Here is a 15,122-nt window from a genome sequence, read left to right as displayed (position 1 = left end):
ATGTTGTGATCGCCCTTCGTGCAATGTTTTTCTCAGTTGTTTGGTCAGCTGCTTTCGGAGTGTCAGCTGCATGCGCGCAGATCCAATCCGAAGTCGTTACGGTGGCTGATGGTGCGGTTGGGCGTGTGGTTGTCCAATACGATGGTGGATGGGGAACCGGGTCTGGCTTTGTGCTTGCGCCTTTGCCGGGTGGAGGCGGGTATTATTTCCTGACCAATCACCACGTGATCGAAGGTGGTGTCAGCGCGTTTGTTGGCTTCAAGAAAGGCGACCGGATCTACAAATACGGCGTTCAGGTCGCATACGATTCCTTTGAAAAGGACATGGCTATCCTGAAGATCACACCGCAGGAATCCTTTGATCACAAACCCAACGTTCTGGCGGTGCGTGTTGGGACAATCAACAAAGGCGAGCAGGTTGCCGCAGTCGGTTTTCCTGGCACTTCAGACGTATCCAATGACAGCGGAAACGAGCTGGCCTTTTTTGAGACCACATTGACACAAGGGGCCGTCAGCAAAGTTTCACCCGGAAAAACGCAGCGGAATCGTGGTACGCAAGAAATTGTTCAGCACACTGCAGCAATCAACCCCGGAAACTCCGGCGGGCCGATGATCGATTTCTGCGGTTCGGTTTTGGGGATCAACACCGCCGGTGTCATGTTGAATTCGGATGGTGAAACTCCTGCTAACGGCACGTTCTTTGCACCATCCGCCAATTCCATCGCCGGTTTCCTGCAAGACAGCAATGTCCCGTTCACGCGTCACAAGGCAGGTTGTGATCCTGACAATCCAACTGTCGTTTCCGGTGGTACGTCAGACAGCAACCTTCTGATCATCCTTGCTGTATTGTGCGGTGGAGGCGCTGTGGTGATCGGTGGGATGTACTATGTCGTCTCGCAAAGTCGCGGTAAGGCTGATTTTAAACCCGAGCGGTCGGCTGCGTCTTCCAAATCCTCTGGGCGGTCTATTCTTGCCGTGGGCATGGCGGGTCATTCTGCGCAGTTCAGTGCTCGGCAGTTGCAATCCGGTGTCACCATCGGGCGTGCCAGCGAGAACACATTGACAGTCACTGATCGCAATTTGAGCCGCCGTCATGCAAGCCTCTCTCTGCAGGGGCGCAAGATGATGCTGACAGATCTTGGGTCTTCGAATGGGACCAAGGTTGACGGGCGGCGCCTCAAGCCAAACGAGCCGGTGCAGATCAACACCACGTCGAGGGTTGAACTGGGAGGGATAGCGCTTGTCCTCAAACGACCCTGATACCGTCCTGTCAATCCGGAACCTTGGTATAGAACGAGCGCCGAGTTTCTTTGTTGTGATCGAAGAACTGGACCTGAGGGCAGGTGAGACCATTGTTCTGGATGCTGTCAGCGGGGCGGGTAAAAGTACCGCTCTGGGGTTGATCGCGGGGGCGCTTCCGTTGACTGCATTGCCGGATACGCACCACGAGATAGCTGGCGTTACGGTGACGTCGGATACGCCTCGTGCGGATTTTGCGGGGCCGGACAAGCTGGGATTTGTACTTCAAACAAACACACTGGTTCCATATCTGACATTGCTCGAAAACATCGAACTGCCCGTGCGCGTTGCGGGTCAGGAACCCGATGCAGAATGGCAGGACCATCTAATCCGGTCGATGGGCCTGGGTGACTATGGGGCGCGAAAGCCGGGTCAGTTATCTGTTGGTCAACGACAGCGAGTATCCGTTGCGCGGGCTTTGTTGGGTCGACCGGCCCTGTTGCTGCTGGATGAGCCGGTGTCGGCATTGGATCCCGCGAATGTCGCCGAGGTCGAGGGCTTGATCGTGCATCTTGCGGCAGAGGCCGGGTCTGCTGTCGTGTTGGCCAGCCATCAGGCGCAGACCGGTGAGTTTGCGCAAACGCCTCGGGCTGATCATCGGCTTCTGGATCATCAGGGGCAGTCCTATTCCATCTTTTCCACAGCGGGTCGTGTAGCGGCCAAGGTGGCATGATGTTGAAAATACCAACCAAACTGGCCCTCAGGGAGTTAAAGCACGACTGGCAATCGGCTTTATGTTTTGTCGCTGCCTTGGCTGGTGTTCTTGGACCTCTGCTGATCATACTTGCGCTCAAGAATGGGGTCATCGGCACAATGGTCGGGCGTCTGATCGAAGATCCGTCGAACCGAGAAATCCTGGCCATCGGTGCGGGGCAGCATGATGCTGCCTTCTTTGCAGGTTTGAGTGCGCGGCAAGATGTAGGTTTTGTTGTTCCTGCAACACGCTCAATCAACACATCCGCAAACGCTGTTCGGAATGAGGCGCAGCGGAAACTGGAGCGGGCGGTGCCATTGATCCCGTCATCTGCGGGTGACCCCTTGGTCAAGGGCGAGGCCGTCGGTCCCGGCCGGATCTGGATATCAGACACGCTGGCAAGTGATCTTTCGGTTTCCGCAGGTGATACACTGGACATGATTATCGGGCGCGAGGTCGACGGGCAGCGCGAGAACGCGCGGCGCGACCTGACGGTTATCGGTGTGCTATCGCCTGAGATCTGGCCGCGGCCCGCAATCTTCCTGTCGGTTCCCGACTTGCTGGCAGTTGAGCGGTTCCGGGATGACCTGTCCGCGACACCTGGTAACTGGACGGACCCGGTTCCGGAACCTGACAGCTTTGCCAGCTATCGCCTGTATGCCAGGTCTCTCGAAGATATCGCAACCCTTTCCGCTTATTTGGCGGATATCGGTTTGCAATCTCGTCCAAGGGCTGAAAACGCAGCGCTGTTGCTGTCATTTCGCCGGAATTTAAACATCCTTTTCACGGCCGTAGCGGCATTGGCGATGTTCGGGTTTTGGGCTGCAATGTCAGCCAACCTTCGTGGTATGGTCGAGCGTCAACGCGTCATCTTCAGTTTGTTTTCCATGTTGACGATGCCCGATCGTCAGCGGTGCGTCATTCCCGTTGTGCAAAGCCTGACGCTTGTACTGGGTGGTGTGATTGCGACCTTGGTTATCATCCTGCCTTTTCTGCTTGCCATCAATGCCAGCTTCGAAACGGCGCCCGGAGAGGCCATTGCGCGCCTTTACCCCGGTGACATTCTGGCCACTCTGGGTCTGGGCGCTGTGACAGCTGTCACGGCAGCGGCCTGGGCGGTATTTGCCGTTCGCAATGTTGAACCACAGGAGGTTTTGACCCATGCCTAGACTTCCTCTGAGTATGATTGCCACTCTGATCGGCCTTTTCAGCTTGACTTCAACCGCACAGGCGCAGGACATCACTTGGCGCGAGAAATATTTTAATCCGCAACCCGCCGAGGGAGATTTGACTCTGCCAATGCCGTGCGGCGGAGCGATGACGTTTCGAAAGATCGCAACTCCTAATACTGACGGCGTGATTGGCGATGTTTCGGTTGTACTTGGTCAGGAAGGAAGCGAGCAGCCCTATCTGAACGGTCTTCGCCGGGCGTTTGTATCTGGTGCGTTCGCGGATGAAGATGGTGCGGCCAAGGGCTACTTCTACATGGCCAAATACGAGTTGGCACAGGCACAATGGGATGTGGTCATGGCTGGTCAATGTTCCGAAAAGGAACCCCGCCGACGCGAGTTTGTTCCTGCCGTCGCACAATCAAAGCTCGACTATCAGCGCTTTGCTGAGGCCTATACGCTATGGTTGATGCAGAACGCCCCGGATACGTTACCGCGTGTCGGTGAAACACGTGGGTATCTGCGATTGCCGACTGAAGAAGAGTGGGAATACTCTGCCCGCGGTGGGTTGGCCGTTGATCAAGCTCTGTTCCGGGCGCCCTTGCCCCCGATTCCGGAAGGGACGCCGCAGGACGAATTCATAGCACATGGTGGAACAGCGTCGGCGGGCGGTAAATTACAGGTTATAGGTTCGTTGCGCCCCAACCCTTTGGGTCTGCATGACATGCTGGGCAATGCGGCCGAAATCGTTGGCGATCCATTTGCTTTGGTCCGTCACGGCCGATTGCACGGACAGGCCGGAGGATTTGTGAAACGGGGGGGTGATGCACGCACACCCTTGGCGGACATCACTTCTTCGACCCGGTTCGAAGTGCCGCCGTTTGACATTTTGTCCAATACCTCTTCAGCGGACCGGTTTACCGGCACACGTCTTGTGTTGCAGGGCTTGGCCATTACTTCGGCTGATCAGGACCAGGCTCTGAAAGATGGACTGGACCAATTGGCACGCCCGGACGAAGGTCTTGCTGTAGCGGCCAGCGAACAAGAGGCGATGGACCTTCTGGATGAGATATCGGCCGAGACGTTGTCGGATCGGACCAAAACTCAATTGGCGGTGATCAAGGATACCTTGAACAGGGGGCGTGTGGAACGTAACGCGCAACGCGACCAGTCGATCCGCCTTATCCTGACCTCGGGTGTACTTGTCTGCGGGCAGGGCATTCGACGTTATCTAAATGCGCTGATTTCATCACTGACAATTGCACCTGAGCTGGATGCGCTGGAGGCGGAAGCGCGGGCAAGCGGGGACCAGTCTTTCCTTGACGAAGTGCTTGCTGCCAAAGAGGACGCTGCGGCCAAGCTGGCCGAACTTGAGGCCAAGGCCAAGGCTGATATTGTCGAATATGCCAACCTGATCGAAGGGTTGGTCGATCAGTATTCACCTGTTTTGCTGCGCAAGCAGATCGATTTCATCTATCCGACAGAAGCAGAGCGGGGTCGCGAGCGCGCGACTTGCCTTGCTATGGTTCAGGATCATATCGGTGCGCGAAGCGTAGCTGGCTATTCGGATTTGGATCAGATTGCGAACGACTTTCAGGCAGTTGCTTTGTCGTTTGTCGAAGAATGAATTGGAAAGGTTGAACTATGCGGGATGTATTGAACAAATCGCTTGAAGTACTGGTCTGGATAACGACTTGTCTATCCATTGTCTTTTTCTGTTTCACAGCAATTACGATGTTGCGGCTATCTCCGCTGGGGCCGGATACAACGACCATCATTGCAGCCTTTCTGACTGTGGTGTTCGGGATTACCGCTTCGCTTGTTTTTGCTGGCATCTGTTTTCAAATCATGGATATCCGCACCTTTTCCAAACACAGCGCGATCAGTTTGAAGAGCCGGAGGTAACATAAGCTATGGAACATTCTGTACTTGGGCTTCGACCCGGCAGCGTCCTTCAGGATACCTACGAGATCAAGTCTCTGTTGGGTGAAGGTGGTATGGGTGCCACATTCCGGGGTTTGAACCGGGCCAGCGGTCACGAAGTGGCAATCAAAGTAATGACACCTAGCTTTGCCAAGAACCAAAAAGCGGTTGACCTGTTCCGGCGCGAAGCGAATTTGCTGCGAACTGTCCGTAGCGAGGCGGTGGTCCGGTTCGAAACCTCCATGCTGGATAAGGACGGGCGCTTGTTTCTGGTCATGGAATTTGTACCGGGTCATCCTCTGTCGCATTATCTGAAAAAGGGCGCGCGACTTTCGTCCGATGACGTTCTAAAATTGGGGTTGCGACTGGCGCAGGGGCTGGAGGCAATCCATAAACTGGGCATCGTTCATCGAGATGTTGCACCCGACAATGTGATGATCTCGCATGAAGACATTAATCAAGCGAAGTTCATAGATTTCGGTTTGGCATCTGACAGCATCGGAACCGACAAATCGATAATCGGCGACAGTTTTGCAGGCAAGCTGCGCTATTGTGCTCCAGAACAGTTGGGTTTGTTTGGCAATAGTGTTTCAGCCGCGACCGATGCCTACGCATTGGGTCTTGTGTTGATGCGTACGACCGGGCTCGAGTTGCCAGGTGAAGGTAAAGGTTTTGCCGCGGTTGAAGACCGAAAGGTGGACATCAAGATAACCGATCCAAAGGTTGCGCCCGGTCTGAAATCTGTTTTGGAACACCTGCTGAAAGCCAACCCCAAAGACCGTCCCAGTGACCTGCCTGGCTTGTTTCGCACAGCAATGAGCGGTGCCAAGGCAGCACCGACTTCGGCGGCTGTACCCCGTCAGCCGACTGCCGCGCCCGACCAGGGTGGGGGCAGCAAACTACCTTTGATTGCGGCGGGTATCGTCGCTCTGATCGCAATTGCTGGAGGTGCATGGTATTTTCTGTCAGGAGCTGGTGGTTCGTCAGCCAAGGTCAATGAGTCTGTCGGGATTGCGCAGGAGGCCGTTGCTGCCGATAACCCACTGACAGCCGCACGAGACCTCTTGGCTGTGGGCGGGGCACAGAATCTGGATGCCGCTTTGGGCGCGCTGATTGCGATCAGCAACGATCAGGAGTTGTCCCAACAGGATCGGGCATCAGCCAATATCCTGATTGCTGAGATGTATGATCCTAAAACGCACAGCACCGTTACATCGCCTTTCCCGCGCCCTGACCCGTCGGCAGCACGGCGTTATTATCAGCGCGCAGCTGATCTTGGGTCGGACCCGGCGCGTCAGGCTTTGGATCGATTGGCTGAGTGAGGAGGTGAAGAAGATGTTGATACGAGTTATTTCCCTAGTTGCCTTGTTGGCCTCTATGGTCGGTCCGGCTACGGCGCAATCAAGATCTCCGCTTCCAATCGAAGGCAAAGAAAGCCTGTATCAAAGGGTTCTGATCCGTGAGCGGATCGACGCGAGGCCCGAGCCAGACAGCGAAAGTTCCGCGGCGTCTCTTTCTCCATTACAGGTGTTTTTTGTCTATGCTCGTGACGGCGACTGGATGCAAATCGGAGCGAGCGATCAAGGCGACGATCTTATGTGGATTCCGGAAGGGGCGGCTATTCCCTGGAATCAGAACATTGTTGCAACGTTGGAAGGCAGTGACAATGTCGGACGCGTTTTGTTTTTTAATGATATCGACCCGATCTATGACATCATCGAAAGCGAAAACCCCGCCGGTCTTGCAAAAAACGCCAGAGATGAAGCGCTGGCAGCTGAGCAGGGCGGCGAACCGTCAGAAAGCGTGATCGCCTTAGGCCCGCGCGAAACGATTGATCAGCGTCAAAACCTTTATGTAATGCCAATCCTGGCAACGGAAGAGGCTGTGTTCGACATCGGACCGTTCGTAAATCTGCTGCAAGTGGCCGTTGCCAGTGCCAACGCCCCGAACCGCCCGGCGCCATCGGGTAGTCAGAATTCGGGCGACTTAAAAACAGCAGTGGTCTTTGTCGTGGACACTACGATATCGATGGAGCCGTATATCCGCGCTACCCGTGCAGCACTGCAAGAGGTTTATCGAGAGGCCGCAGGATCAGCGGCAGCAGACGCGATCAGTTTCGGGCTTGTTGGCTATCGCGACAGCCTCGAGGCAGCTCCGGGCCTTGGGTATGACGTTCGGACATTCGTGGATCTTCAGCAGGGCCTTAACGTTGACAACTTCCTGAGTGGCATCGATCAGATGCAAGAAGCGGAATCCAGCAGTAAGAATTTTCGCGAAGACAGCTATCGCGGTATTGAATACGCATTGGAAGGCATGGACTGGAGCGACTTTGGGGGACGGTTTATCGTACTGGTTACAGATGCAGGTCCACGCGAATTCGATGATCAGTATTCTGCCACAGGGTTGAGCGCCGAAAGTCTGAACAGGATTGTCCGTGAGCGCATAGGTGGTGCGATGGCCGTCATGCATCTGCGTACCGCGCGAGGTGCCAAAGACCACCCTTCGGCTGAAGCGGCTTATAAGCAACTGACCGCCTTTCCGAATTCTGCTCCCTTGTATTTCCCGATCGAGAACGGTGACCCAGACGTCTACAAGGAAACCGCACGCACGTTGGGTGGGATTGTGGCAAAGCATACGTCTTCTTATCGTCGCAGCGGCGGCGACGAGATTTTGGACGAAGACGCCATTGCTGACAAAGGTGACAACAGGTTTTCCGGCCTGAGTACAGCAAGCCGGACTATGCAACTGGCCTACCTTGGAAAAACAGAAGGCGCGCGAGCGCCCGACTTGTTTGAAGCTTATGTGGCGGATCGGGATTTTGATCGACCAGGATTGAAACCTTTGTCTATCAGATTGCTCATCTCGAAGGCGGATCTGAGTAACCTGGAAGAAGCGTTGCGGATCATTGTCGACCAGGCCGAGCGGAACGTCGTGAACCCTGATCAGTTCTTTGCACAGGTTCTTGGAGTTGCCGCAGACATGAGCCGCAGACCTGATCAGGTATCACGCCAATCAGACCCCAGCCTTGCCGAAGCTGTGGCGTTGGACGAATACCTGTCTGACCTGCCCTATAAGTCTCAGATCATGACTATTACTGAAGATGATTGGGTGCGCCTTCCGATTTCAGAGCAGCAAACCATCGTCAACGGGCTATATGACAAGATCGAACGGTACCGGCGGTACAACGAGTCGACCGATCAATGGGTTGATTACCTTGGGGCCGGGCCGCAGGCAGGAAACTTGCTGTACCCGATGTTGCTGGATGATCTGCCATAACCCCAAAGGTGTTGTCGCAAATCTTCTGCGCGAGCCAAGCCGTCGAAAGCGGTTTCTAGATCATTTGACCATGCGCCAAGCGGGCGATGTGTTCCATCGGGTCACGTTTCTGGTCCCCGACCAACGTATACTGCCAGGGTCCGTCCTGCCAGAAGACGACAAGATACCCGTCCTCTTGTCGAAACCGAAATGATTGAGTTTGAGTTGTGTCGCCATGCGTGGCCATCAAACTTAACCGATCACCCTCTGCATTCTCGTACATAAATAAAGCTGAGGCTTGGTCTCCTGCGGGCAAAAGGCGTCCTCCAATCAGGGAAAACCCGGTTTCCCCAAGTTGCGGCGCGATAATGGCAGAGCCCAGACGATTGGAGAGCCAGGTTTGCAAGTGGTCTTTTTCCGCAGCGGCGACTTCTACAGGGTGAAGAACCTCAACGGCGAATAAAGAATGCGCCGCCTTTGCGTGTTGCGAAAACAATGCCAGATCGTCGGTTGTTCCACTGTTCCAAGGTTGCAAATAAGATCCCAAGCCGAATCCGACTGTAAAAACCGCGACCGAAGCAACCAGCCTCAAAGAGACTGGCGAGGGTGGCGTGGCCTGTTTCCGCAGACTTCGAAGATGTGCCGCAGAAGGTACAGGGACCGCCTTGTTTATCAGATCAGATTGACGCTGCATTGCACGAACGCGCGCTGCATCGTCCGGGTGACGGGCAAGGTGACGGTCAAGGCGTTCGCTCTCTTCCGGTGACAACTCACCGTCTATGCTACGCTGAACCAGGTCTTCGATGGATGGGGTGTGCGTCATTTCACGCTCCTGATCTTCACGGCGGTCGAAGCGTCCATTTCAGATTTGATTTTAGTACGCGCGCGCGAGATCCGCGACATCAGCGTACCCTTTGGAATGGACAAAGTTGTGGCCGCTTCGTCATAGCTTAACCCACCAATCACAACAGAAAGAAGGGCTTCTCGCTGATCTTGGGGAACAGAATCCAGCGCCTTCCAGACAGCCTTGAGTTCCAACCGTTCTTCGGCCGTGCTTGTCGTAGCTGCCAGCGTCGAAATGTTGTCGAGATCGACAGTGTTGAATTTGGTCTCTCGACGCCACCTGTCCCGGTAGAGGTTCAACAATATTTTAGTGAGCCATGGTTTCAACGGCCGTCCCGGAAGCCATAGCAATCGTTTGCGAAGGGCGCGTTCAACACAATCCTGCACCAGATCATCCGCCGCATCCGGATCACGGGTCAGCGACCAGGCATAACGCCAAAGATCGGGGAGGCAGTTTTCAAGCTGGTTTTCAAATGACTGAAGCATGTACGTAAGCCGGGAGAGGAAACCTTCCCCCGGCACCAAGGTTCAGGGGCGTGCGATATGCCAAACACCTTTTACACCGTCCCCTGTCATGTCCCCAGGGTTTTCGTCTTTGAACCATAGATAAAGCGGCTTTCCTTTGTAGGCGATCTGAACGCTGCCATCCATGCGTTCGATCAGGCTGTAGCCTTTTTTCAGTTCCATGTTGGCATCACCCATAAGCGGCGGCCATTTGGTGGCACAGTCATCATAGCAATTCGAAACGCCTGTTTCGTCCTTGTCAAAGGTATAGAGAGTCATCTTGTGCGCATCCATAAGGAAGGTTTCTCCGTTGAGCTTGCCAGTTACGGCTGGCGCACCGGTGTGACCATCCGCAAATGAACCGGTTGCAGTCGCAACCAGCGCGACACCAGAAAAAGTAAGGGACTTTAGGGACATTGTATTCTCCGACTGTTTCAGGTCTGCCGAATGGCAGACAATACAACTACGAAGGCACCTGGAAAAAATTCCCCAAAGTGAAACATTTTTTCGGCGGCGTGTGGGCATTGTTTTGATGGTAAAGCCAGAGTCCACGCCTATGGGAAAGGTCACGCATATCCAGTTTGGGTACGAAAAACCTGTATCTGTTCGACAAGTGGGACAAGCGCGTTAGGGCCCGAGGGGCAGGGTGCTTCGTCACCTGTCAGTATCTGAAGTAAGGACAATTAAGTGTTGGCACGGCTATCGCAAATCTTGCAAAACGAAAGCACAGGCGAGCTGATTGCATGCGCCTGGAACAATTATCTCTCAGAAACTTCTGTCTCCGAGCTATCCAATTTGAATTGGGACGCCGCCTAGGCTTAGACCTAGAATTTTCCGGGGAAAAGTCCGCATAAAAACCTTCGAACAAGGTTGACAGAGCGGCGGCGTGAAAATCCCTGCATATCGGTTAGGTAGTTCACCCACATCCCCTCCAGCAAGGCCAGCGTTCCGCTGGTTGCGTCATCTACCAGGTTCGGGTCGCCTCTGTTTTCCGAGGCTATCTCTGTGAACGCGGACCGCAAGGTTTCGACAAGTTTGTCATCCTGAGTGCTGCTGTAACGGGCGATACCTGGATGAGAGCTTGCGATACCCCGAAACGCATGCCAGATTTTAGTACTGCGGGGATTGAGCAGTGCTTCTGACAGGTCGGCCTCAATCACTGCCATAACACGGTCTTCGGGTCTTGCGCTCGGGCCCAGATCTGTCCTTCTGTCCATCTCGGCATAATACTCGGTGCTGAAATGCTGGGCGGCTGCGGTCAGTAAATTGTCCTTACCCCCGAAATGCAAATGGATCATTCCGCGTGACAGACCGGAGCGCTCGCAGATTCGGCTGACCGAGGTATCGGTCACCCCAATATCGGCAATCGTGTCCAGAGTCGCGTCGATCAGTAGCTGTTTATTGGCTTCCGGATCCCGCTTTGAACCGCGTTTTTGTTCCTTGACGCTTTGCGCTTTATTCAATGGTACCAACCGTTTGTGAATGTCTCATAGAGGTAGCTCACAGGAATATTGACACGAAAGGCCATTCTGGCGCAACATTTAATGGACGATCGTCCATTAGTGACTCGTGAATTGCGGGAAGGGAGGTTGGGTGATCTTTCGCAGCGAAGCGTCCCGGGGATATACCCTTAGCGCGCCAGCCACGGCTTACGTGGGCTTTCTGGTCGCGGCGCCATTGGTGATCCTGATTGCCTATTCATTCTGGACCCAAACCTATGTGACGCTCGACAAGACACCGACGCTGAAGAATTACAGCGATGCGTTTGCGGATCCGCTGGTCCGACACCTGATGCTTCGGTCGATCTGGATTGCCGGAGCGGTGACCATAGTCACCGTCGCGCTGGCCTATCCCATCGCGTATTTTATCGCGATGAAGGCCCAGAAAAAGACCATCTGGTTATTACTGATCACCATACCGTTTTGGTCCAGCTATTTGCTGCGCGTATTTGCCTGGAAGCTCATTCTGGGGTTCAATGGAGTGATGAACTCTGCGCTTCTTGCGCTGGGTTTGATCAGCGAACCTCTCGACTTCCTGCTCTACAACGAATTCGCAGTCGTGCTGACGCTCGCTCATGCCTGGGCACCATTTGCGATCCTGCCGATCTATGTCTCACTGCAAAAGATCGATCCGAGCCTTCTTGAGGCTGCAACAGATCTTGGGAACAGCCCCTTTCAACGTTTTATGCGGGTGACGCTGCCGCTGACGATCCCAGGTATCATTGCTGCTTGCCTGATCATCTTCATCCCTACAGTCGGTGATTATGTGACCCCGGCTCTGGTTGGTGGTTCAGATGGGAAGATGATCGCCAATCTTATTCAGGTGCAGTTCGGGGCCGCCAACAACTGGCCACTTGGGGCTACGCTATCGTTAATCGCAATGCTGTCGGTGGGCTTTGCGGCCATCGTGTTTGTCATGTCCGCCACACGGCTGGGGAGGCGGATCAGATGAGACGTCCTACGACCCTGACAGCCTATGCGTTCGTGTATCTGCTGTTTCTGTACCTGCCGGTTTTGTTCCTGCCTTTGTTCTCTTTCAACAGCGGCACAATCGTTGCGTTCCCGATTAAGGGCTGGACACTGGACTGGTATCGGAAGCTGGGCGAGCAGGACACGTTGATCCAGGCGCTTTGGAATTCGCTTGCTGTCGGCACTGTTGTTGCCCTTCTGTCGACCGCCATGGGATTGTTCGCCGCCCGTGCCTTCGTTCGGTACCGTTTTCGGGGTCAACGCGCGGCAGAAGGTCTGGTGATGCTGCCTTTGGTGATCCCAGGTATTATCGTCGCCTCTTCAATGCTGGTCCTGTTTCTGTTTCTTGGTCTCAAGCCGTCATTGCTGACCGTCATTCTGGGCCACACGTTTCTCGCGCTGCCGTTCTCTGTCTCGATCTTGAAATCAGCCTTTGATGACTTCGACGCATCACTGGAGGAAGCATCTTACGATCTGGGCGTCGGTGTGTTCGAAACCTTCCGCCGCGTGACGCTGCCGGTCGTCGCCCCCGGTATCGTAGCCAGTGTTTTGGTCACATTCACCGTCAGTTTCGATGAGTTCGTCCTTGCCTTTTTCCTGTCCGGCAACCAGCCAACCCTGCCGGTTTACATCTGGAGCCAGATCCGTTTCCCCGCCAAGCTTCCAAATGTGTTGGCGCTGGGGTCGATCCTGCTGCTGACTTCGGTTCTGCTTCTGGTTCTGGCCGAATACTTCCGCCGCCGTTCATCCGCATCAGAGGTCCGATGACACACAGAAACATCATAGAGCTCAGGGACGTCGAAAAGCGCTACGGAACATTTGTGGCCGCGAGCGGAATAAACCTTGACCTCAGAGAGGGCGAGTTCTTTTCGCTCCTCGGTCCTTCAGGGTGTGGTAAGACCACGGTTTTACGCATGATCGCGGGCTTTCAGGAACCCACCAGGGGGAAGGTGCTGATTGACGGTCAGGATATGGAAGGAGTGCCGGCCAACAACCGTCCAACGAACATGGTCTTCCAAAGCTACGCAATCTTCCCACACCTCAATGTCGGGAACAACGTAGCCTACGGGTTGCGGGGCAAAGCGCCCAAGGCCGAGATCGACCAGCGCGTCGCCGAAGCTTTGGAAATGGTCGAACTGGGTGGTCTTCAGGGTCGCGGCGCAAGCGAGTTGTCGGGCGGGCAGCGTCAAAGGGTGGCGCTTGCCCGCGCGCTGATCATGCGGCCAAAGGTGTTGCTTTTGGATGAACCCTTGTCAGCGCTTGACAAGAAGCTGCGCGAACAGATGCAGTTTGAAATGCGCAATCTGCAACAGTCGCTTGGCATTACCTTTGTGATGGTCACGCATGACCAGTACGAGGCGATGACCATGTCCGACCGTATCGGCGTGATGTTCAACGGACAACTCAAACAGGTTGACACGCCAACGACGCTTTATGCCCGTCCCTGTGATCAACAAGTGGCCAGCTTCATCGGTGAGATGAACATATTGCCGGCCCGGTTACTGAGCGAAAGCGGTGACACGTTGTCAATCGATGCGGCTGCCTTCGGGCGGATGGAAATCGAGAGAAATCCCAATGTGGCGACCAGCGCCAGAAACATGAACATCGGTATTCGACCGGAACAGTTGGAGATTGCTGCGGACCGGCCTGAAGACTACCCATCAACGGTTCAGGGCACTGTCAGCAACGTCGCCTTCTACGGTGAGAATATTCACTACCACATTCAGGTGGCTGGGGCCGAGAAACCAATCTCGGTCTCGGTTCCGAACTATTTCCACACGGTCGACTTTAAACGCGGCGATGTCGTTTGGCTGGGGCTTCAGGCGGCTAGCGTGATCGATCTTGGTACGATCTCGGAATAAAACAGAGGGAGGATAGAATGAAACTTCAGGGAATTGCGGCCTTCGCGTGTGCGACGGCAATAACGACAGGCAGTGCCAGTGCAGGTGGCGCTGATCTGACGGTTTTTGACTGGTCGGGATATGAAGATCCCGGATTCTTTGCCAGCTACATGGAAAAATACGGGGATGAAGCGCCAAGCTATTCCTATTTCGGAAGCCAGGAAGAAGCCTTTACCAAGCTGAGTTCCGGTTTTACCGCTGATCTGGCACATCCTTGTTCTGACGCGGTCAGAAAATGGGTCGCAGCTGATCTGATTCAGCCTTTGGATGAAAGCAAGCTGACCAATTGGGCGGATGTGCTGCCCGAGATCAAAGAGGTCGACGCCATCGTTCTGGACGGCCAGCTTTACATGCTGCCGTTCGAATGGGGGAACACAGGTCTTATCTATCGCACCGACAAGATATCAGGGGATGACATCTCACTGCAATTGATGGCGGACCCGGCCTATGCAGGCAAAATCGCCATCCCGGATGCTGCATCGTCTGCTTATGCCTTGGCCGCGCTGGCCACCGGAAACGCGGATGACTACACCAACCTGAGCGATGAGCAATTCAAGGAAGCATCGGATTTCCTGCGCTCGATCCACCCGAATATGCGTTTTTATTGGTCCGATGCGGGTCAGTTTGACCAGGCCATGACCAGTGGCGAGATCGAAATGGGGTGGGCCTGGAACCAGTCCGAACTGAACCTGATCTGGAACGAAGTGCCCGCGGCCATGATGCGCAACGTGGACAAGGGCATCGCGACCTGGGCGTGTGGCTATGTGCATCTGAAATCGTCCACGACACCGGTCGATCAGGTCTATGACCTTTTGAACGCGCTTACGGACCCTGCCAGTGGTCAGTACATCATCGACAACTGGGGCTACCCGCATTCCAACGCAAAAGCGTTCGAAATCGCCGATCAGGGCAGTATAGAAGCCTATGGTTTTTCCGATCCCAAAAGCTTCTTCGAAGGCAGTTTGTTCTTTGATGCTGTGAACCCCGAGCTTGAGGCGAAGATGCTGGCCGAATTCGAGCGGATCAAAGCCGGCTTCTAACATAACCCACTATCCGGAGCCTTTAGG

The 15,122-nt window shown here is 54.7% G+C and carries 14 protein-coding genes; 10 read left to right on the top strand and 4 right to left on the bottom strand.

What is annotated here, in order from left to right:
- Nucleotides 1-59: 59 nt before the first annotated feature.
- The 6 genes from ACR0DY_RS12085 to ACR0DY_RS12060 all read left to right on the top strand — a co-directional run bounded on the left by ACR0DY_RS12085 (nt 60) and on the right by ACR0DY_RS12060 (nt 8,360).
- Nucleotides 60-1,259, top strand: a complete 1,200-nt coding sequence (locus ACR0DY_RS12085; RefSeq protein WP_480483536.1) for a trypsin-like peptidase domain-containing protein — start codon at nt 60-62, stop codon at nt 1,257-1,259.
- Nucleotides 1,240-1,971, top strand: a complete 732-nt coding sequence (locus ACR0DY_RS12080) for an ATP-binding cassette domain-containing protein (protein WP_480483534.1) — start codon at nt 1,240-1,242, stop codon at nt 1,969-1,971. The genes ACR0DY_RS12085 and ACR0DY_RS12080 overlap by 20 nt, the downstream gene beginning before the upstream one ends.
- Nucleotides 1,971-3,161: an ABC transporter permease family protein gene (locus tag ACR0DY_RS12075; protein ID WP_480487982.1), complete on the top strand. Its 1,191-nt coding sequence runs from the start codon at nt 1,971-1,973 to the stop codon at nt 3,159-3,161. Before ACR0DY_RS12080 ends, ACR0DY_RS12075 begins: the two co-directional genes overlap by 1 nt.
- On the top strand, nt 3,154-4,788 hold the full coding sequence (locus ACR0DY_RS12070; RefSeq protein ID WP_480483530.1) for a formylglycine-generating enzyme family protein: 1,635 nt from the start codon (nt 3,154-3,156) through the stop codon (nt 4,786-4,788). Before ACR0DY_RS12075 ends, ACR0DY_RS12070 begins: the two co-directional genes overlap by 8 nt.
- Before the next feature lie 286 nt (nt 4,789-5,074).
- Nucleotides 5,075-6,406 carry a serine/threonine-protein kinase gene (locus tag ACR0DY_RS12065; RefSeq protein ID WP_480483528.1) on the top strand — a complete coding sequence of 444 codons (1,332 nt, stop codon included), beginning with the start codon at nt 5,075-5,077 and terminating at the stop codon, nt 6,404-6,406.
- 13 nt (nt 6,407-6,419) lie between these two features.
- Nucleotides 6,420-8,360 (top strand): vWA domain-containing protein, encoded by a 1,941-nt coding sequence (locus ACR0DY_RS12060; RefSeq protein WP_480483526.1) that lies wholly within the window; start codon nt 6,420-6,422, stop codon nt 8,358-8,360.
- Nucleotides 8,361-8,415: 55 nt separating this feature from the next.
- Here ACR0DY_RS12060 and ACR0DY_RS12055 read toward each other — a convergent pair whose 3' ends face one another.
- The 4 genes from ACR0DY_RS12055 to ACR0DY_RS12040 all read right to left on the bottom strand — a co-directional run bounded on the left by ACR0DY_RS12055 (nt 8,416) and on the right by ACR0DY_RS12040 (nt 11,149).
- Nucleotides 8,416-9,162, bottom strand: a complete 747-nt coding sequence (locus tag ACR0DY_RS12055; RefSeq protein WP_480487986.1) for an anti-sigma factor family protein — start codon at nt 9,160-9,162, stop codon at nt 8,416-8,418.
- Entirely contained in the window at nt 9,159-9,668 is a 510-nt protein-coding gene (locus ACR0DY_RS12050; protein WP_480483522.1) for an RNA polymerase sigma factor, read from the bottom strand. Before ACR0DY_RS12050 ends, ACR0DY_RS12055 begins: the two co-directional genes overlap by 4 nt.
- Before the next feature lie 42 nt (nt 9,669-9,710).
- The gene (locus ACR0DY_RS12045; RefSeq protein ID WP_480483519.1) at nt 9,711-10,103 is read right to left on the bottom strand and encodes a COG4315 family predicted lipoprotein; all 393 of its coding nucleotides are present in this window, start codon (nt 10,101-10,103) and stop codon (nt 9,711-9,713) included.
- Between the two features lie 407 nt (nt 10,104-10,510).
- Nucleotides 10,511-11,149 carry a TetR family transcriptional regulator C-terminal domain-containing protein gene (locus ACR0DY_RS12040; RefSeq protein ID WP_480483517.1) on the bottom strand — a complete coding sequence of 213 codons (639 nt, stop codon included), beginning with the start codon at nt 11,147-11,149 and terminating at the stop codon, nt 10,511-10,513.
- Between the two features lie 130 nt (nt 11,150-11,279).
- Between ACR0DY_RS12040 and ACR0DY_RS12035 the strand changes: the two genes are divergently transcribed.
- From ACR0DY_RS12035 to ACR0DY_RS12020, 4 genes are read left to right on the top strand one after another with little or no spacing between them, the layout of a single operon-like run.
- Entirely contained in the window at nt 11,280-12,137 is an 858-nt protein-coding gene (locus ACR0DY_RS12035; protein WP_480483515.1) for an ABC transporter permease, read from the top strand.
- A complete protein-coding gene (locus ACR0DY_RS12030; RefSeq protein WP_480483513.1) occupies nt 12,134-12,922 on the top strand; it encodes an ABC transporter permease in 789 nt (262 codons plus the stop codon). The genes ACR0DY_RS12035 and ACR0DY_RS12030 overlap by 4 nt, the downstream gene beginning before the upstream one ends.
- Entirely contained in the window at nt 12,919-14,016 is a 1,098-nt protein-coding gene (locus ACR0DY_RS12025; protein WP_480546013.1) for an ABC transporter ATP-binding protein, read from the top strand. Before ACR0DY_RS12030 ends, ACR0DY_RS12025 begins: the two co-directional genes overlap by 4 nt.
- 17 nt (nt 14,017-14,033) lie before the next feature.
- Complete coding sequence (locus ACR0DY_RS12020) at nt 14,034-15,095, top strand: ABC transporter substrate-binding protein (RefSeq protein ID WP_480483509.1); 1,062 nt, start codon at nt 14,034-14,036, stop codon at nt 15,093-15,095.
- The last annotated feature ends 27 nt before the right edge of the window (nt 15,096-15,122 follow it).

Source organism: Ruegeria sp. O6 (genome assembly GCF_056535045.1).
This window is presented reverse-complemented; position numbering and strand designations above follow the sequence as displayed.